The organism is Duganella guangzhouensis (assembly GCF_009674535.1).
Lineage (GTDB): Bacteria > Pseudomonadota > Gammaproteobacteria > Burkholderiales > Burkholderiaceae_D > Rugamonas > Rugamonas guangzhouensis.
Window position 1 is genome coordinate 82638 of sequence record NZ_WKJK01000005.1, and the last position, 19331, is coordinate 101968.

18 protein-coding genes are annotated in these 19331 nt (G+C 64.6%); 7 read left to right on the forward strand and 11 right to left on the reverse strand.

What is annotated here, in order from left to right; translation table 11 throughout:
* A complete protein-coding gene (locus tag GJ699_RS11030) occupies positions 1-1041 on the forward strand; it encodes a GGDEF domain-containing protein (RefSeq protein WP_154376072.1) in 1041 nt (346 codons plus the stop codon).
* The gene (locus GJ699_RS11035) at positions 1038-1460 is read left to right on the forward strand and encodes a hypothetical protein (RefSeq protein WP_154376074.1); all 423 of its coding nucleotides are present in this window, start codon (positions 1038-1040) and stop codon (positions 1458-1460) included. The genes GJ699_RS11030 and GJ699_RS11035 overlap by 4 nt, the downstream gene beginning before the upstream one ends.
* Here the strand turns inward: GJ699_RS11035 and GJ699_RS11040 are convergent.
* The 9 genes from GJ699_RS11040 to GJ699_RS11080 form a co-directional block, all read right to left on the reverse strand.
* The gene (locus GJ699_RS11040) at positions 1457-2032 is read right to left on the reverse strand and encodes an NnrU family protein (RefSeq protein ID WP_154376076.1); all 576 of its coding nucleotides are present in this window, start codon (positions 2030-2032) and stop codon (positions 1457-1459) included. The two genes, GJ699_RS11035 and GJ699_RS11040, sit on opposite strands and share 4 nt — an antisense overlap.
* A gap of 26 nt (positions 2033-2058) precedes the next feature.
* Positions 2059-2943 carry a MaoC/PaaZ C-terminal domain-containing protein gene (locus tag GJ699_RS11045; protein WP_154376078.1) on the reverse strand — a complete coding sequence of 295 codons (885 nt, stop codon included), beginning with the start codon at positions 2941-2943 and terminating at the stop codon, positions 2059-2061.
* The gene (locus tag GJ699_RS11050; RefSeq protein WP_154376080.1) at positions 2940-4325 is read right to left on the reverse strand and encodes a serine hydrolase domain-containing protein; all 1386 of its coding nucleotides are present in this window, start codon (positions 4323-4325) and stop codon (positions 2940-2942) included. Before GJ699_RS11050 ends, GJ699_RS11045 begins: the two co-directional genes overlap by 4 nt.
* The gene (locus GJ699_RS11055; RefSeq protein ID WP_154376082.1) at positions 4326-6719 is read right to left on the reverse strand and encodes a TonB-dependent receptor; all 2394 of its coding nucleotides are present in this window, start codon (positions 6717-6719) and stop codon (positions 4326-4328) included.
* An 86-nt stretch (positions 6720-6805) separates the two neighbouring features.
* Positions 6806-7318, reverse strand: a complete 513-nt coding sequence (gene rrtA, locus GJ699_RS11060; RefSeq protein WP_154376084.1) for a rhombosortase — start codon at positions 7316-7318, stop codon at positions 6806-6808.
* Positions 7296-8126 (reverse strand): rhombotarget lipoprotein, encoded by an 831-nt coding sequence (rhlP, locus tag GJ699_RS11065; RefSeq protein WP_154376086.1) that lies wholly within the window; start codon positions 8124-8126, stop codon positions 7296-7298. The genes rrtA and rhlP overlap by 23 nt, the downstream gene beginning before the upstream one ends.
* A 118-nt stretch (positions 8127-8244) precedes the next feature.
* On the reverse strand, positions 8245-10386 hold the full coding sequence (locus GJ699_RS11070; RefSeq protein ID WP_154376088.1) for a TonB-dependent receptor: 2142 nt from the start codon (positions 10384-10386) through the stop codon (positions 8245-8247).
* A 66-nt stretch (positions 10387-10452) separates the two neighbouring features.
* Complete coding sequence (locus GJ699_RS11075; RefSeq protein ID WP_229262063.1) at positions 10453-10788, reverse strand: hypothetical protein; 336 nt, start codon at positions 10786-10788, stop codon at positions 10453-10455.
* 27 nt (positions 10789-10815) lie between these two features.
* Complete coding sequence (locus tag GJ699_RS11080; protein WP_154376090.1) at positions 10816-11469, reverse strand: LuxR C-terminal-related transcriptional regulator; 654 nt, start codon at positions 11467-11469, stop codon at positions 10816-10818.
* Positions 11470-11645: 176 nt separating this feature from the next.
* Here GJ699_RS11080 and GJ699_RS11085 point away from each other — a divergent pair, with 176 nt between their 5' ends.
* Complete coding sequence (locus tag GJ699_RS11085) at positions 11646-12284, forward strand: response regulator (RefSeq protein ID WP_154376092.1); 639 nt, start codon at positions 11646-11648, stop codon at positions 12282-12284.
* Here GJ699_RS11085 and GJ699_RS11090 read toward each other — a convergent pair whose 3' ends face one another.
* Positions 12285-15281, reverse strand: coding sequence for a sensor histidine kinase (locus GJ699_RS11090; RefSeq protein WP_154376094.1), 2997 nt, complete (start codon positions 15279-15281; stop codon positions 12285-12287).
* Between the two features lie 162 nt (positions 15282-15443).
* Here GJ699_RS11090 and GJ699_RS11095 point away from each other — a divergent pair, with 162 nt between their 5' ends.
* Genes GJ699_RS11095 through GJ699_RS11110 form a run of 4 tightly spaced genes read left to right on the forward strand, consistent with a single transcriptional unit; the run spans position 15444 to position 18697 of the window.
* Positions 15444-15710, forward strand: coding sequence for a XapX domain-containing protein (locus GJ699_RS11095; protein ID WP_154376096.1), 267 nt, complete (start codon positions 15444-15446; stop codon positions 15708-15710).
* Entirely contained in the window at positions 15710-17629 is a 1920-nt protein-coding gene (locus GJ699_RS11100; RefSeq protein ID WP_154376098.1) for an amidohydrolase, read from the forward strand. Before GJ699_RS11095 ends, GJ699_RS11100 begins: the two co-directional genes overlap by 1 nt.
* Positions 17629-18054: a DoxX family protein gene (locus GJ699_RS11105; protein ID WP_154376100.1), complete on the forward strand. Its 426-nt coding sequence runs from the start codon at positions 17629-17631 to the stop codon at positions 18052-18054. Before GJ699_RS11100 ends, GJ699_RS11105 begins: the two co-directional genes overlap by 1 nt.
* The gene (locus GJ699_RS11110; protein ID WP_154376102.1) at positions 18041-18697 is read left to right on the forward strand and encodes a YoaK family protein; all 657 of its coding nucleotides are present in this window, start codon (positions 18041-18043) and stop codon (positions 18695-18697) included. The genes GJ699_RS11105 and GJ699_RS11110 overlap by 14 nt, the downstream gene beginning before the upstream one ends.
* Here GJ699_RS11110 and GJ699_RS11115 read toward each other — a convergent pair.
* The gene (locus GJ699_RS11115) at positions 18694-19326 is read right to left on the reverse strand and encodes a response regulator (RefSeq protein WP_154376104.1); all 633 of its coding nucleotides are present in this window, start codon (positions 19324-19326) and stop codon (positions 18694-18696) included. The genes GJ699_RS11110 and GJ699_RS11115 overlap by 4 nt on opposite strands.
* Positions 19327-19331 lie beyond the last annotated feature (5 nt).

The window sequence follows — 19331 nt, forward strand, 5'->3', positions numbered from 1 at the left end:
ATGAGCGCGAGCGAACCGGCCAGCAAACGGCGCCGCTGGCGCTGGCTGGCTGGCGCTGGTGGTCGTCAGCGTCGTCAGGAAGAAGTGATCCTGATGATGCTGTGCGCGCTCAGCATCCCCAGCATTCTGCCGTTCGGGATCTACCGGCTGCTGCAGGGCAGCTGGATCTCGGCGGCGGTGGACATGGCGCTGGTGATCGCGATGTCGGCGGTGATCGTCGACGTCTGGCGCACCGGCCGTTACCAGACGGCCAGCCTGTGGGTGACCATTTTCTACTCGGCCGGCATGCTGGTCACCGTGTATCTGCGCGGGGTGTCGCTGGTGTATTGGGTGTATCCGACCATGATCGCGGCGTACTTCGTGCTGCGGCCGTCGGTGGCGCTGACCATCAACAGTGTCAGCCTGGCGGTGATGGTGGTGGTCCTGGTGGCCAAGCTGGAGGTGGTGAATCTGGCCACCATCGTGGTGACCATCGCGCTGATTAATTTGTTTGCTTATATTTTCGCCTACCGCACCGGCTTGCAGAACAAGGAGCTGCATACGGCGGTGGAGCTGGACTTCCTCACCGCAGTCGGCAACCGCCGTGCGCTGGACCGGCGTCTATCTGAATACGCGCAGGAGCGCCGCCCGCAGCTGGAATCCAGCTTGCTGCTGCTGGATCTGGATCACTTCAAGCTGATTAACGACCAGTATGGCCACGCGGCCGGCGACAAGGCGCTGGTGCGCTTGGCGGAGCTGATGCGGCGCCATACCCGTTCATCGGACCGCATCTTCCGCTACGGTGGCGAGGAATTCGCCATCATTGCCACCGGCGCTGGCTTGAACGCGGCGGCGAGCCTGGCCGAGGGCTTGCGCGCGGCGGTGGCGGCGGCCACGCTGATGGAAGGGCATCCTATCACGATTTCAATCGGTGTCGCCTACATGGACAAGGACCGTGAACCGGCTGATTGGCTGGCGCAGGCCGACAAGATGCTGTACGCGGCCAAGCAGGCTGGCCGAAACGCGGTAAGAGTGGCAGAATCATCGTATGGAGGTGCATGATGCAGACTATGATCGCTGCTTTACTGTTGGCCTATACGCTGGCGAATCCGGACGCCGGCGCCGCACCGCCAGCGCAGTCCTCGCCCGCGCTGCAAGTCCAGCCGACCGTCGACCTGTCGCAACCGGCGCCCGCTGCCACGCCCGGCGTGACCGATGAAGTCATCAAAAAGGCGGTGCGCGAAACTGTGGCCGAAAATCCATCCCCGACTTCGGTGGTCAACCCGAATGCCGGTGCGCTGCTCGCCAGCGATGCCATTAGCACCCGCATGAGCGCCGCCTTCAATGAAGCCAAGGTGCCGGACTGCCTGCACGACGATGCGCTCCGGCTGCAGCCTGCGCGCATCGGCCCGATCCCGGTGGTGGGGTTGTACTCGTTGCCCTGGCTGGTCACTGCCGCGCTACGCGGCAAATGCAATTAGAAAGGACGCACGCCGATCAATGGCGCATGCAGCCACAGGGCGAACATCGCGGCGCCGGCCACGCCGGCCGCCACGGTGAACGCGGTGGCGGCGCTGCTGCCCGGCGGGTAGGTGACGCCGTTGGCACGGTCGCGCTGGCGTGAAGCGCGGAACAGCAGCACGGACCAGATCAGGAAGCCACCGAACAGCAGAATGTCGTGCAGCGTGCCGTTGGCGATCAGGTGCGCCAGCGCCCAGGTCTTGATCCCCAGCGTCATCGGGTGATGCAGGCGGGCTTTGATGCTGTTGCGCGGGATGTAGGCGGCGGCGATGAACACGAAGGCGATTACCGCCAGCAGCGCCGCCAGATGGCGGGTGAACGGCGGCGGCACCCAAATCACCACCGGCGCCTGGCGCGCCAGGCTGTAGCCCCAGACGATCAGCACGAAGCCGGTGATCGAGATCACCGAATACAAGCCCTTCCAGGCGTTGGCGCCGATGCGCGCGCGGGTGGCATTGCGCCAGTCCTCGGCTACGATGCGGATCGAGTGCAGGCCGAGGAAGATGATCAAACCCAGTATCAGTATCGTCATTACGTGTCCCTATGTTGGTATGGTGATCAGCGCAGGCGGCCGGCCAAGTGTACGGTGTCGCCGCTACCGGCCAGGCGCAGCTGGCGCCAGCCATCGTCCTGCGTCGGCGCGATTTGTACCGACAGCGCGGAGCAGGGCAGTGGCACCGGCTTGACGAAGCGGACGTCGATTTCGCTGAAGCGCACGCCGTGCTGCACCAGCACTTCGTAGCTGCGCACGAAGCTGCCGAAGCCGTGCAGCACCAGGCCACGGAACACCGAACCGCGCGCCAGCGGGCCGCACCAGTGGATCGGATTGAAATCGCCGGTCAGCAGGGCGAAACGCAGGCCGTCGTTGCGGTCGGCGTGCCATAGACCGGCGGTGTTCCAGGACGGTTCCGCGGCGTGTTCTTTCGGCGCGCGCGGCGGGCGCGGGCCGGGTTGCAGGAAGCTCATATGCAACTGGGCTTGCACCAATTGCGGTTGCTGTTCGGTGCCGGTGTCCACCACCACCACCACCTTGATGCGGCCGGGCGTGTGCTCGATGCGGTCCAGCGTGGCCGCGATCCTCAGCGGCGTATCGCGCGGCAGCGGGCCGTTGATGCGCAGGCCGACGCCCTGGTTGATCACGCTGGTGAGCTTGTAGGGAAGGCGCAGCAGCAGTTCGCCGACCAGCGGCAGGCTCCATTGCGACACCATGTGCGGCGGCAGTTCGCCCTCATAGCAACGCGCCGCGCCGGCCCAGGCCAGATATTGCTCGATCAGCTCCCGCGTCGGCGCCGCGATGGTGCGCACTACCGGCGCAACGGTTGGCGCGACCGGACGCGGTGCCGGCTTGAGGGCGTGCAGCAGCGTGTGGCCAACCACGCGCGCGCCGGTCAGCAGCATCGGCCATTGGTGGCGCAGCAGGCCGTAGGGGACCGCGCCGCTCATGGTTGCACCGCCTTGACCACCGCCGCCAGCAGCGCCTGCGGCTGATACAGCAAGCGATGCGGCGTCAAACCAAGCCGCACCACCACCAGCTGCAGCGACGGCACAATCGCGATGCTCTGCCCATCATGCCCCTCCATCCAGTAGGTGTCGGCCGGCAGCTGGAAGCGCGTGTCCGGATTCTGCCCCTCCGGCGTATCGCCGGACGGCCCCCAGCGCCACACTTGTCCCTGACCATACTGCCCGCCCGACGCCGCCACCGGCTGCCGCATGCCGTCGACAAAACCCTCCGGTAAAATCCGCTTGCCCTGCCAGATCCCATCCTGCAGCAGGAACTGGCCGAAGCGCGCCCAATCCTGCGTCGTCGCGTACATATAGCTGGAGCCGACCATGCTGCCGCGCGCATCCGCCTCCATCACCGCGCTGCTCATGCCCAGCGGCGCAAACAGCCGGTCGTGCGGCAGCGACAGCGCGGCCGCCGCCGCACCCGCCGCCTCCGGGCCGCCGGCCGCGCGCTGCCAGATGCGCGACAACAGCACCGTGGTGCCGCTTGAATAATTCCACTTGGTGCCCGGCGCCGCCTCCAGCGGTTGCGTCGCCGTGAACGCCGCCATGTCCGGCTCCAGATACAGCATGCGCGTCACGTCCGACACATCGCCATAGCCCTCGTTCCAGCGCAAGCCGCTGCTCATCGCCATCAGCTGCGCCAGCGTCACCTTGCCGGCGTCGCCGGGCAGGAAGCCACTCTGCGTCAAGGCCAGCTTGCCGTCCGCGACCTGCATCCCCACCAACGCCGCGCTGACCGTCTTGGTCATCGACCAGCCCAGCAAGGGCGAGGCCGAAGTAAAGCCTGCGCCATAGCGTTGCGCCACCAGCCGTCCGCGATAGATCACCGCCATGCCGCGCATGCCGGGACCTGCCAGCGCATCCTGGTCCAGCAAGGCCTGCACAGCGGCATCGGTATCGGCCAGCGAGCCGGTAGGCCAGGGCACATTGGGCGAGGGCGCCCAGATTTTGATCGGATTGAATTGATATTGGGCCGCACGCTCCACATCGCCATCCGGCACCACCGCGCAGCCGGTGCCAGGCCGGTACACCGCCAGGCCATCACCGACAAAGCCGAGAAACTGCGTGCGCACGGTCTTGCGCTGCGCATCCACGCTCACCTTCAGGTACTTGAGAATTGGATGGCCCGGCGCCTGCACATCGTCCGCCAACACCGCCTGACCATCGCGTCCGGCGATGAACACATTTGAGCACACGATTTTGGCGCCGTAATTGGCGCCCACCCGCAGCAACGCCGGCGGCTTCACCGCCAGCGTCGCCACACCGCCCGCCGCCAACACCAGCACTGCCGCAGCAGTCAGTCCGATTTTTGATGCCATCTACATGCTAGCCCTGAATTCCACGCCGATTGCGCGCGGCGGGGTAATGTTCGCATACGGCGCGCCGTATTGTTCGGTTTGTCCCGCCAGCGATTGTACATAACGTTGATCGAATACGTTATTGATAATCAGCGCCACGCCGTAGCGCGCGCTCGGACTGTCCCAGCCCACGCGCAGATCGAACTTGCTTTGCGCGGTGCCGGTTTTCAGCGTGGCGGTGCGCAGGCAGCTCAGGGCCGCCGTATCGCTGTTGCAGCGCTGCGCCGTCGCATGCGTGCCCTGGAAGTTGACGCTGGCGCGGCCGGACGCGGTTTCCCAATTCAGGTTGATGCCCGCCATGGCGGTCAGGCGCGGCGTGCCAACCGGCTGGCCGCCCAGATCCAGCGTGACGTTGCCGTCGGCGTCCAGGCGCTGGTAGCGGGTGTAGGTCTGGTCGATGTACTCGAAGCCGCCGAACAGCGTGATACGCGGCGAAACGCGGATGCGGCCATCCACATCCAGTCCGTGCGCCTTCTGGTCGCTGGACACCACGTTATAGGTCGGTACCGTGCCCACGCTGTACAGCTGGATATCCTGCAGGTTTTTGAACTTGTAGGCGAACAGCGAGGCGTTGACGGTGGCGCGGATATCCGGCAAGGCCAGTTTCACGCCAGCCTCGAAGTTGGTCATCTTTTCCGGCTCAAAGCTGGGGTCCTGGCCGGTGCGGGTGGTCGATGACGGATTTGGCGGCGTGAAGATATTGAAGCCGCCGGCCTGGTAACCGCGCGACACCGACGCGAACAGCAGCGTGTCCTTGTTCAGCTTATGGTCCAGCACCAGGCGTGGGCTCCAGTCGCTCCACTCCTTTTCGCGCGTGACCGGTGACGACGCCAGTTGCGCGGCGGTGGCAAAGATCACGTTGGAGGGGAAGCTGGACGCATCAAGGCCGGCCAGCGCGCCGAAGCGGCTGAGGAAATCATCCAGCTGCGGCGACACGCGGCCCGGCACGTACCACGTCATGCGCTTTTTGTCGCGCGTGTAGCGCAGGCCGAAGGTGGCATTGGTTTGCGGCGTCAGGTGCCAGATGGTGTCGCCGTAGACCGAGGCCGACTTGGTGCGCACATCGCTGTAGTGCGTTTCATCCCACGAGAACACCGAGTCGGCGGCGATGCCCGGTATGCCGGCCGCCGCCAGGCCGCCGAACAGCGTGGCGAAGTTGGCGTCACCGCCGGCGAACACGCTCAGCGTATCCAGCGTGCCGGTGGTGACGTAGGCGCCGGCGTCCTGATGTTCGTTATTGTGATAGAAGCTCAGACCCGCGATCCAGTCCAGCTGATCGTTTTTGCCGGACAGTTTGAACTCCTGCTGGAAGCTGTGCGCGCGTTTGGCATCCAGCGTGCTCAGATACAGATCGTTGCGCGCACCGCCGTCGTTGTCGGTGAAGTTGTGGGTCTTGAAGCGGCGATAGGCGGTGGTCGAGCTGAAGGTCATGCCGGCCAGCGGCGTTTCGAAACGCAGCGTGGCACCGTCGAACAAACGGCCTTCGCTGCCTTGCTGGTCGTTGGCCAGAGGCGCATCCAGCGGATTGACGAAGTTGGCGGTGTAGGCGGCGTCGTAGACGCCCTGGTAGCCGCCCAGTGGCAGCGCCGGATTCTTGATCACGCCGAAGGCGGGGCGGCCGTACTGCTCCATGTTCTCGTGCTCCCACGCGAACACCAGCTTGGCGTCACCCAGGTCCTTGCGCAGCGAGACGCGGGTGGCCCAGTCCTTGTCGCCGCCGGACTTCTTGCCGGTGGCGGTATTGTCGGCCCAGCCCTCGCTGCCGGCGCGCACCGCCACGAAGCGCGCCGCAAAGGTATCGCTGATGGGGAAGTTCATCATCACGTCCGCATTGGCGCGATTGAAGCGCCCCAGCTTGACGTGAGCGGCGGCGTCCAGCTCCTTGCCTGGCTCATTGGTGGTGATGGCGATGGCGCCTGCCGCGCTGTTACGGCCGAACAGCGTGCCTTGCGGCCCCTTGATGACTTCAATGCGCTGCACGTCGATGAAGTTCATCAGCGCGCCGCCGGTCTTGCCGGTGTAGACGCCGTCGACGTAGATGCCGACCGGCGAATCGGTGGCGATGCCGAAGTCGCCGGCCTGCACGCCCCGGATGCCGAAGGCGGGCTGCGTCGGTTCGATCGCATCCACCGTCAGGCCGGGGATATAGCCATTGAGGTCCGCCAGATCCTTGGCACCCACGGCTTCGATGTCCTTGGTGGAGAGTACCTGCATCGTCATTGGTACATCCTGCACCAGCTGCTTGCGCGACTGGGCGGTCACCACCACCGACTGTAGCTCATCGGCCGCGTAGGCGCTGGGCGTGAGGAAGGCAGTGGCCAGACTTGCAGCGATTACAGTGCGATGCGCATTCATTGTCACCCTTCACACAATCGTTTTAAGTGCCAACGATTATGCCTTTAACAATGATAAATACTCAAGAAATACGCGGCCGGATGAGGCTAATCTAATACAGTCGGTTTAATAGCGGCGATGCAGCCTGCCATGGCGCCCAGCAGGTGCGCGGGCCAGGCGACGCGCACATCGGCCGGCAGATCGGACCAGCCGGCCGTGAGTCCACCGGCTTCGGCGCCGATCTTGGCCAACAGCGCGAGGGCCAGCAGCGCCAGCGGCGCGCGGCCATAGGTGCCGCTACGTCGCCACAGCGCGGCGATGGCCAGCACCGTCAGCATGACAGCGATGCCGGATGCGCCCCGGTAGTACAGGCATTCCGGTGCAAGCAGCAGCAAACCGATGGCGATTAGCGGCGCCGCCAGCAGAAGCGCAACCATCAGGCGTCGCCATCCCAGCAACTGGCCGGCGATGGCAGCCGCCGCCAGCGCGGTGGCGTAATCGATCAGCGCATGCTGCATCGAATAGTGCACCAGATGGCAGCTCCACAGTCGCCACAGTTCTCCCGTCAGGATGGCGTGACGGTTGAACTCCAGCAGCTCAGCGACGGCGGCCGACTGCATAGGCCACGCTGCCGAGTATCGCCACCATCGCAAGGCTGAACCAGCCCATGCCGCCACCGCCTTTGTAGCCGGCCTTGTTTTCGATCTGGTAGCCGGTGTTGTTCTTCACCCGTTCGCGGAAGCCGTCCAACTGCGCCTGCAACTGCGGCACCAACTGGTCGACCGCCTGCTCGTAGCCTTCGGTGCCGGCGGCGCGGGTTTTTTCGCCGATGCCGGACAGGCTGGCGCTGCCCTTGACGCGGCTGGTGCCCGGTGCGCGGAACAGCAGTTGGTGGCTGTTGATGTCGAACACCGAGGCATCCAGCATGGTCTGGACGTCGTATTGATCGCCATGCACGACGTAGGCGCCGACGATGGTCCAGTACAGCACCGACAGCGCATTGCTATCGTTGAACTGCACCTGGTCGTAGGAGAGCAGGGCGACCACTTCGACGTCGAACATGCGTCCCACCTGTTCCAGATTGGCGAAGCCGCCTTTCGGGCGCAGGTACTGGGTGGGGATGATTTCGATTTTGCCGATGTATTCGTGGCGCGAGAAGGAGTCGCGCACGCGCTCCAGCAGCTTCATTTTAGCCGCTTCCGGCAGACCGTTGTTCCAGTTGGAGCCGGGCACGAAGGCGATGCCGACTTTGACTGGCGGCCGCAGTTTCACCACGGTCGGCGTCAGCTCCGGCGCCGCTTTCGCGTCCGGATACAGATAATCGACGATGCTGCCGTTTTGCTTGATGCCGTTGGGTGCGCGCCACCAGGCGCAGCTGCTGAGCGCCATCGCGGCGATCAGGATCGCCAGTGCTTTTATCAGTTTCATGTTGTTCTCCCACCCTGTGTTTATAGTGCAGGCGAGTATAAGGACACAACAATCGGACAGAAAGCACCGGCGCGTGAAGTATCAGGCGGCGATACGCGCGGTATCGCCGGGAAGCTGATTAGAAGCTGGTTGAGATGCCGGCGTACAGCGAACGGCGCTCGCCATACTGTGGCGCGCCGACGCCGATGCCGGAACCGTCGCGCAGCAGGTAGACCTTGTCGAAGGCATTGATCAGCGCCAGGCGACCCTCGATGGTGCCAACCGGCGTCGCCTTCCACGTATGCGTCAGCGCGAAGTTGACGGTGGTGTAGTGCGGCAGATGGCCGGAGTTCGGCGCGCCGCCGTCCGGCGTCATGCGCAGGCCGCTGCCATACAGGACGTCGCTGCTGATCTGCGAATCGCCCCAGTGGTAGTGGGCACCACCGGACACCGATACGGTCTGGTCGTGGTCGACGTGTACGTAGTGGTTGGCGATGTATGCCAGTTCGTCGGCGCCGAACAGCGACTGACCGGAGACGATGTCGCTGGCTTCGGCCTTCTGCGTGGTCACGTTGAGGAAACCGCCCCAGTTCTTCTGGTTGTAGACCGCCGACAGCTCCAGACCTTTGGCAAAGCCATGGTCGTAGTTGAACGGCGACAGTATCAGCGCCTGGCCGAACTGTCCTTCATCCAGCATGTTGTGGATCTTTTTGTAGTAGGCGTCCGCCGTCACCGTCAGCTGTTCGCTGAACTGGTGGCTCAGGCCAATGTCGTAGTAGTTGGTGCGCTCGGACTTGACGTTGTCCGAGGTGGCCACTTCCGGCGCGTTGGTGGTGCCGGCGTATTTGTCGATGCTCGACTGCGCCGCCAGTTCTTGCGGTGGCGGCGTGAAGTAGCGCGAGTAACCGGCGTGCAGCGCCGTGCCCTTGGCCAGCTGGTAGGACACGTTGATGCGCGGGCTCCACTGCTGTTCGTCGACATAGGCTTGTACTTTATCGAAGCGCACGCCGTAGTTGATGGTCAGCGGCGCGCCGATATGCCATTCATCCTGCAGATAGACGCTGGACTGCTTGCCGACCATGCTGGTGTTATCGACGATGGTGCGTGGCACAGTGCTGGCCTGGGTGCCGTCGTCGTTCAGATCGAACACGCCCACGCTGTTGTCGCTGTGGGTGGTCTGGCGCGTGTAGGCCAGGCCGGTGCGGATGGTATGGGTGTCATTCAGCTTGTAGCTGGCGTCGAACTGCAGGCCGTTGGAGGTGTTCGAGCGCAGCGTGTTGGAGGCCACGCCGTTGTAGGCGAGGTCGCCGATCGGGTCAGGCGTGTAGTGCAGCTCGGAGTACTGGTGGAAGGTCGACACCTGGTAATTCAGGTCGCCCAGGCTTTTTTGCAGCGACAGCACCACGAAGCGATTCACCTCGCGCTGGTTTTCGTTCAGCTGCGACGAATCCGGCACGGTGGCGCCGCTGACCGCGAACGATGCGTCCTGACCCGGATTGTTCGGGATCTGGAAGCGGCCGTTATAGGTGCCGAACATCAGGCCCAGGCGGGTGTTATCGTCGACGAAGTAGGACAGCGTGCCGAAGGATTTGGTCTGCTTGGTGCGGTCGTGCAGCGCGCTGGTGGTCGGCAGCGGGTTCTCGATACCGAGACCGTTCGACAGATAGCTGCCGGACAGGTAGTAATTGAAGGCGCCCTGGGTGCCGAAGAACTCCGCGCTTGGCTGCACATAATCATGGCTGCCGACCAGAACGCCGACGCGGCCGCCGGAAGTCGGTTGGCCTTCCTTGGTCTGGATATCGATGATGCCGGCGGTGCGCAAGCCGAATTGGGCTGGCAGCGCGCCGGTGATGAAGTCGGTCGATTCAACGAAGCGGGTATCGATCGACTGGCCAAAGCCGCTGATCGATTCCGGCAGTTGCACGCCGTTGACGCGGTACTGCACGTTGCCGTGGTCATCGCGCACGTGGATCGATCCGGAGCCCTTGGAGTCCTGGCTCACGCCAGGAAGGCGCAGCAGCACTTCATTGAATGGCGTGTTGTCGCCCTGGCCCAGCTGATCGACCATGTGTTTGTCGATGCTGTAGATGGTGGTGCCGACGTTAGGCGACAGGTCGATGCGCGCGCTCTTCAGGTGCGCGGCGGTGACTTCCACCGATGGCATCACGGTGGCGCTATCGGTAGCGGTAGTGGTAGCCGCATCCTCCGCGTAAGCGTGGTGGGAATAGAAAGCGGCGGCGAGCAGCAGTGGCAGGGTGCGGAGTTGTGGCTTGTGTTGCATGTTAAATCCTTGAATGTACAGACGTGGCGAAGCGACAGCCCGCAATGGGTGCGCAACGATTTAAATTCAGATGGAGGTAACAGCAACGCCGGGCGGCGCGTGTGAAGGCGGAGTCAGATAGCCGGTTTGTGCGGCGCGCACCACGGTCGGCGGCGCCAGTACCGGCAGGCTGGTTTGCAGTGTGGTCGGCGCCACCGCGATGACGGTCGGCGGCGGTGCGCCGGTCGGCATGTCGGCCACAAAGCAGGCCGCGCAATCCGGTGCGTTTTCGGTGTAAGCGTGGTTGTGTGATACCGCGCCAAACAGCTGCAGCGCCAGGAACATCAGCGCGAACAGCATCAACACGCGCTGGTAGCGCGTCTTGCGTTGTGCTGTGCTGCTGATGATGTCCGGGGCGTACATCCCACGATTTTACATGGTTTAACGCGATCAGTGTTGCTGATTCAGATACGAGTCGCCCACCAGGCCGCGCCGTGTGGCCAGTACGACCGCATGGGTGCGTGCCGTGGCGCCAAGCTTGTCAAAAAGACCTTTGACATGGGTTTTGACGGTGCCGACGCCGATGCCCAGCTCGCGCGCGATCGACTTGTTGCACTGGCCTTGCGCCAGCAATTGCAGCACGTCGGTTTCGCGGCTGGTGAGGCCGATGCGGGTGAAGCTGTCAGCCACGCAGCGGCTCAGCTCAGGGCTCAGGTAGCGCATGCCGCGGCTCAGCGTGCGCACGGCGGTCAGCAGCTGTTCGGGGTCCGAATTCTGCAGCAGGTAGCCGTGCACGCCGGCCATCATGGCGGTGCGTACTTCCCATTCGCGTTCCAGTTGAGTGACGATCAGCACCCGTGGCTGGGCGTCGCCATGGTGAGCGGCAGCGGCGCGGCGCATGTGTTCCAGGCCGCCGCGATGGTCGACGATGATGACGTCGGCGCTGCTGTGGGCGACCGATTCGGCCTCGCCGATGGCGATCTGTATATCGCCGTGCGCGCCGAGCAGCGCTGCCAGGCCGGCGCTGATGATGGCGTCCGCATGCGCGATCCGCACATGTACCTTGTCGCCCTGCTCGGTGATGACGTGGGTATCCACTCGCATGACACTCTCCTCAAATAGAAAAATCCAATATCCAATGAGTAGAAGATTAAGCTTTCCAATGCGATTTGCCACGCCCCGATCCGGGAGGGGTGACATACCTATATGGAGGTATATGAAAACCATGACATTTATGTCATTCTTGTGTCAGACGTCAGAACTTTATCCGCGAGTAGCTCATGAAGCCCATCACCATTCTTAGTGTGGACGACCATCCCATGTTCCGCGAGGGCATAGCCAGCGTCATCGCCGACGAGGCGGACATGCGGCTGGTGGAAGAAGCCACCAACGGCGTGCAAGCGGTGGAAGCATGGCGCCGGCTGCGGCCCGACATCACGCTGATGGACATCCAGATGCCGGAGATGAACGGCATCGATGCCACCATCGCCATCCGCAAGGAATTCCCCCAGGCCCGCATTGTGGTGCTGACCACCTACGAAGGCGACGTGCTGGCGCAGCGCGCGATTTCCGCCGGCGCTGCCGGCTATCTGCTCAAGAGCATGCTGCGCCGGGAACTGCTGGCCACCATCCGCTGCGTGCACGAGGGCCGGCGCAGCATCCCGGCCGCCGTCGCCAGCGGCATCGCCGAGCACTGGCACGAGGGCGCTTTGAGCAAGCGCGAAGTCGAAGTGCTGCAGTTGGTGGCCGGAGGCCAGAGCAATAAGCGCATCGGCATGCACCTGGTGATTTCGGAGGAAACCGTCAAGGTCCACATGAAGAGCATCCTGGCCAAGCTGAATGCCAGCGACCGCACCCATGCCGTCACCCTTGCCATCGAACGTGGCATCCTCGATTTGCACGCCTGCGGCGTACAGTAATTAAGCCGCTTCGCGCAGCAGCCAGCGGCGCAGCGTGCCCGGTCTGCGCTGGTAGACCATGGTCGCCGGCGCATGCACCCGTACCACCGTGCCTTTGCCTTCAGGGCAGCTCAGATTCAGCGCGGCGCCGAGTTTCGCGGCGCGCTCGCGCATGCCGATCAGTCCCCAATGGCCGGGCCGCTCGCCGGCCGCCAGCACCTCCGCGTCGATGCCGCGGCCGTTGTCGCGTACTTCCAGCGAGATGTGGTCGAGCGCATAGTTCAGTTCCAGCTCGATGCGGCTGGCACCGGCGTGGCGGAAGGCGTTCAGCAGCGCTTCGCGGCCGATGTGGTGCAGGTGCTCGCGCGCGGTTTCGGTCAGCAGGTGCTGGTGGCCGGTGACGATCAGTGCGAAGTAGGTGGCATATTCGTCGCGCAGCTGCTCCACCAGTGCGCCGTAGAGATGGGGCAGCTCGTCCACATCCGATGACTGGTTGCGCAGGCCGCGTACCTGTTGCCGTCCTTCGGCCAGCACCTGGTCGGCCTGGTTCAAGATCCGTTCCACCAGCTGATAGGCTTCACCGTCCGGCGGCAGGCGCTTGAGCAGCGTTTGCACCCGCAGCATCAAGCCCTGCACGCTTTGCAGGAAGGTGTCGTGCAAGGTGCGGGCGATGCGTTCACGTTCATCCGCGCGGTCTTCGAGCCGGGTGCGCAGCCGGCTGGTGATCTGGCGCAGCCGCAGCTGGTAGGCCAGCGCAAGCAGGAACACCGCGCCAAATACGCACAGCACCTTGAACCATGCGCTTTCCACGAAGGTGGGCGGGATCGTGAAGGTCAGCTGCGCCTCTTGCGGATTCCACATGCCGTCCTCGTTGGCGGCCATGACGCGGAAGCGGTAGTTGCCGGGATCGAGATTGGTGTAGAACGCCTGCCGGCGCGCGCCGGGATCCTGCCAGTCGCTGTCGACGCCATCCAGCCGGTAGCGGAAGCGCACCCGCTCCGGCACGCTCAGACTCAGCGCCGTGTAGTCGATGCGCAGGTTGTTGGTCGATTCCGGCAGCACCAGGCCAGGCAGCGGCGTGTAGCGCTGCTCACCGATGCTGAGCCCCTGCACCAGCACCGGCGGCGGCACCGGATTGCGCGCGATGGTGGTCGGATTGATCCAGTTGATGCGGTTGGCGGTGGCCATCCACAACAGGCCGTCGTCGCCCAGTACCAGCGAGGGCATGGGCCGTAGCTGCGAGGCCGCGCCCAGCAGGCCGTCGTGGGCATCGAAGCGTTCGTACTCCACCTCGTGGCCGGGCGTGTCCAGCGCCAGTTTCAGTTGGGCGGCGCTGATGCGGCTCAGCCCTTCGGTGCCGAACAGCCACAGGTCGCCGCCGGCGGTGCGCGCGATGCCGGACACGCCGCGAAAGATCTCGCCCTTGCGGCCATGCAGCGACACGAAGCGCTGGCCGTCGAACCAGGCCACGCCACGTTCACCGCCGGCCCACAGCCGTGTGCCTTCACGGTACAGCGTCAGCACGTTGCCCAGTTCAACTCCCTGGTCCACGCCGTAGATAGTGGTCTGGCCGTCGGCCATCCGTGCGATGTGGTTGCGGATGTAGGCCGCCCACAATTCGCCACCGGCGCCTTCGGCCAGCGCGGTCGGGAACTGATCTGCCAGGTCGGGCGCGGCCAGCGGCAGCGCGGCCTGGCGCTTCCATTGGCCGTCCTTCAGCAGGAACAGGCCTTCGCGCACGATCGACACCCACAGCCCGCCGCCGGCCGTGCGGCTCATCGCCTGCACCTCGTAGCTGAGCGCTTGCGGCGGCAGCGGATAGCGCTCGACATGGCTGCCGCTCACGCTCCACACTTCTTCATCGTTGCCGGCCCAGAGCACGCCGTCCGGCGCGCGGTACAGCGCCGAGACGCGGGCCGACAGCAGATTGCGCCGCTCGCCCTCCGGTCCCAGCGCGTGCAGCGGGCCGCCACGGTCGCCGGCCCAGATGCCGCCGCCGACAGCCGGTGCGATCGCCGGATGGTTGAACAGCGTTTGCAGCGGCAGCGTTAATAGCCGATTGCGGCGGAAGCGGTGCAAGCCCGCCGAACTGCCGATCCACACATTGCCTTCGCGATCCTGGAACAAGCTTTGCGGCAGGGCGCCGCCCAGATCCTGCTGCTGCGGCAATTCGGTGCTGGCGGCGCCGCGCCGTTCCAGGCCGCCGGCATGGAACAGCCACTGATTGCCATCGCGGTCGAAATACAGATTGGATGCGGCCAGCAGCGGCCGCGCCGCCACGCCGGCGGCCGGCGCCTCCGGCTGCATGCGGTAATAGCTGCCGGCGTCGGATGCCCACAGCGTGCCGTCGGGCGCCAGCACCATGGCATTCAGGTCGCCGCGCGGCCAGGCCGGGCGGAATGGCTCGCGGCTGTTGGCGCGGCTGTAGATCCCGCCCTGCATCGCCACCCATTGCCGCCCATCGCGGTCGAACAGCACATGGCGCGCGCGCCGTTGCGGCAGTCCGTCGGTGACGGTGACGAAATGGTCGCGCTCCAGCCGCGCCAGGCCATCGCGCGCGGCCACCCACAGCATGCCGTCCGGTGCGCGGGTGATGCTGGTGATGGCGCCGGCCGGCAGACCCTCGCCGGCGACGTAGTGGCGCACCTGGCCGTTGCGGAAGTAGCTGATGCCACCGCCCATGCGGTAGCCGACCCACAGTCCGCCCTCCGGTGGCGCGTACAATGTGCGCACGTTGGAGGACAGCAGGGCGTGTCCCTCGACGCTGTCCATGCGTTCGTAACGCTTGCCGTCGAAGCGATACAGGCCGCTGCCGGCGGCGATCCACAGCCAGCCGTCGCTGGTCTGTGCCAGGTCGAGAATATCGACCGGCGCGCTATCGAGCGCGCCCCAGGCGGTGTGGGTGTATTGTTCCTGCAGGCGCGGCGAGGGTTGCTGCGCGCCGGCACCGCACCACAGCAGCGCGCAGAATGCAGCGGTGGCGGCATGCAGGAGCAGGGAAGCGCGCGCAGTCGTCATGGTCCGGGCGATAGGGGAAGACTGGTTATTTTAGCATCGATGCTGGCTTGAACCGATCCCCCTCAAAAGGGGTAGCGACAGGCGATCAATACCGGTGATGTCAGAGTGAGCGAGCTCTCTTACACTGAGGGTACGATTTAACTACTGGAGCCATGCTAAATCATGAAAATGTATATCGTATCGCTGGCGGTCGGCCTGTTGGTCGGCCTGATCTACGGCTTCCTCAACGTTCGCTCGCCGGCGCCGCCGGTGATCGCGCTGGTCGGCCTGCTGGGCATACTGGTGGGTGAGCAGCTGCCGCCGCTGCTGCGCCAGATCTGGCAGCCTTCTCCAGATCAGAAAGTGTCGTGGATCGAAGACCACGTCAAGCCACATTGTTTCGGCCAACTGCCATCCGCGCAGAAGACCGATGAAACCCGGAGCACCTGATGACCCAAACCCCCGATCTGATCCTGCATCGCGGTCTGTTCACCACGCTGGACCGCAGCAATCCCCATGCGGAAGCCGTCGCCATCAAGGATGGCCGCTTCCTGCGCGTGGGCCGTGCCGACGACATCATGCCGCTGGCCGGCCCGAACACCAAGATCATCGACCTTAAAGGCAAGCGCGTGCTGCCTGGCCTGATCGATAATCACTGCCACATCATCCGTGGCGGCCTGAATTTCAACCTGGAGCTGCGCTGGGACGGCGTGCGCTCGCTGGCCGACGCGATGGCCATGCTGAAGGCGCAGGTGGCGATCACCCCGGCGCCGCAGTGGGTGCGCGTGGTGGGCGGTTTCACCGAACACCAATTCGCGGAGAAGCGCCTGCCGACCATCGAGGAACTGAACGCGGTGGCGCCGGATACGCCGGTGTTCATTCTGCACTTGTACGACCGCGCGCTGCTGAACGGCGCTGCGCTGCGCGCCGTTGGCTACACCAAGGACACGCCGGAGCCGCCGGGCGGCGAAATCCTGCGCGATGCCAACGGCAATCCGAACGGCCTGCTGCTGGCCAAGCCGAATGCGTCAATCCTGTACGCCACGCTGGCTAAAGGCCCGAAACTGCCGCTGGAATACCAGGTCAACTCGACCCGTCACTTCATGCGTGAGCTGAACCGCCTGGGCGTGACCGGCGTGATCGACGCCGGCGGCGGCTTCCAGAACTATCCGGAAGACTATCAGGTGATCCAGCAGCTGTCCGACGCCAAGGAACTGACGGTACGCCTGGCCTACAATCTGTTCACGCAAAAGCCCAAGCAGGAAAAGGAAGACTTCCTGAACTGGACGCAGAGCGTCACCTACCAGCAGGGCGACGACTACTTCCGCCACAACGGCGCCGGCGAAATGCTGACCTTCTCGGCCGCCGACTTCGAAGACTTCCGCCAGCCGCGCCCCGACATGCCGGCCAATATGGAAGATGATCTGGAAGGCGTAGTGCGCGTATTGGCGCAGAACCGCTGGCCATGGCGTATGCACGCCACCTACGACGAAACCATCAGCCGCGCGCTGGACGTGTTCGAACGCGTCAACCAGGATATCCCGCTGACGGGCCTGAACTGGTTCTTCGATCACGCCGAAACCATTTCCGACCAGTCGATCGACCGTATCGCCGCGCTGGGCGGCGGCATCGCCGTGCAGCACCGCATGGCCTATCAGGGCGAATACTTCATCGAGCGTTATGGTCACGGCGCCGCCGAAGCCACGCCGCCGATCAAGAAGATCATCGATGCGGGCGTCAAAACCTCGGCCGGCACCGACGCCACCCGCGTCGCCTCGTACAACCCGTGGGTGTCGCTGGCCTGGATGATCACCGGTAAAACCGTCAGCGGCGCCCAACTCTACCCGCGCGCCAATTGCCTGGACCGCGAACAAGCGCTGCGCATGTGGACCGAGAACACCACCTGGTTCTCCAACGAGGAAGGCAAGAAGGGCCGCATCCAGCAAGGCCAGTTGGCCGACCTGATCGTGCCGGACAAGGACTTCTTCGCCTGCGCCGAAAGCGAAATCTGGGATCTGAGCTCGGACCTGACCGTGGTGGGCGGCAAAGTGGTGTACGCCGCCGGCCAGTTTGCCGACCACGATACGCCACCGCCACCGGCCATGCCGGATTGGTCCCCGGTGCGCCGTTACGGCGGTTACGCCGGCTGGGGCGAGAAGCAGGGTACCAGCCGCGCCGCGCTGAAAGAACTGGAAAAGCGCCAGCTGCAGCAGAAGCGTGAACGCGAACAGCAGGCCGCCGCCTGCGGCTGCGCCAACAACTGCAATGTGCACGGCCACCAGCACGCCAACTCGTGGGGCAGCAAGGCGCCAGTGTCGGACCTGAAGAGCTTCTGGGGCGCGCTGGGCTGCGCCTGCTGGGCAGTGTAATGCGCTCACCCGGCATAGCAACCACCGCGGCGCGGCACGCGCCGTGGATACGCTGGGTGTGTCTGCTGCTGTTGTGTGCCGCCTATCTGCAGGGCGGCATCAACAAGCTGACCGACTTCAGCTCGGCCATCGGCGAGATGCATCACTTCGGCCTGGCGCCGGCGGCGCCGCTGGCCGCGCTGGTGATTGCGCTCGAACTGGGGGCATCGGTCGCCATCCTGACCGGTTACTGGCGCTGGCTGGGCGCCGGTTTCCTCGGCGTGTTCACGCTGATGGCCACCTTCGTCGCCAATCGTTTCTGGGAGATGGGTGGCCAGGAACGCTTTATGGCGGCCAACAGCTTCTTTGAGCACCTCGGCCTCACCGGCGCTTTCCTGCTGGTGGCCTGGCTCGATCTTCAGAAAGGTAGTAATGGAACGCGGTGATGTAAAACAGGGCACGGCCTTGGGCTTTTTGGCCGGCTATGTGGACACGCTGGGCTTTGTCGGGCTATTCGGCCTGTTCACGGCCCACGTGACGGGGAACTTTGTGCTGATCGGCCGCGCGCTGATCGAGCCATCGCAAACCATCTTTATCAAGTTGCTGGTGTTCCCGGTGTTTATCCTGTTCGTTGCGTTGGCGCGGCTGGCGATACTGCACTGGGAACGTGGCGGCGCCAAGGTGCTGCGCAATAGCTTCCTGTTCCAGCTCTTCATGATGCTGGCGACGGTGATTTGTGCGTGGCAGGCGGCGCCGGTGGTGGAAGCTTCGGCGCCACTGACGCTGCTGACCGGCTCATTGTGCGCGGCCGCGATGGCGGTGCAGAACGCCTACGGCAAGCTGCTGCTCGGGAAAACCGCCGCCACCACGGTCATGACCGGTAACGTGACGGGGTTGGTGATCGAGATGGTGGACTCGCTGCGCGGCGACCCGGAAGCGATCGGCCGTTGCAAGAAGCTGACCTGGCCGGTGCTGGGCTTTGGCGCCGGCTGCATGAGCGGCGGCGTGGCGTTTGTGTACTTCGGCTTCCACGGCCTGCTGCTGCCGTGTGTGATGCTGGTGTGGCTGGCGGCGGTGGCGCGCGATTAAATTGTAATGATGCCGCGCTTGAGGGCGATCGTCACCGCGTGGGTGCGGTCGTTCGCGGCCAGCTTGGCCAGCACGTTCTTCATGTGAGCCTTGACGGTTTCTTCGGAAATCGCCAGGCGCTCCGCGATGCGGCGATTGGAATGTCCACTCGCCGCATGATTCAACACTTCCATTTCGCGCGAGCTTAACGGCCCCTGGCCCATGTGCTGCGCCAGTTCCATCGCGATCTCCGGCGGAATGCGGCGCTGGCCCATGTGCACGCCGCGCACCGTGTCCAGCAAGTCCTTGCGCAGGGTACTCTTCAACAAAAAGCCGGCGGCGCCGCCCTGGACCGCGCGCAGAATCTGCGCATCGCCCTTGTAGGTGGTCAGCATGATGACGCGCGCATGGTTATGCTCGCGCCGGATCTCGTGCAGCGCCGCCACGCCGTCCAACTCGGGCATGGCGATATCCATGATGGTGACATCCGGCCGCAGATGCTCGTAGGCGTCCACCGCCTCGCGGCCGTTGCAGGCTTCGCCCACCACGCACATGTCGGACTGGCTGGTGATCGCCTCGCCCAGACCCGCGCGCAGCAGGGGGTGGTCGTCGACGACCAGTACGGAGATGGGGCGTGCTGTGATGCTCATGGCGA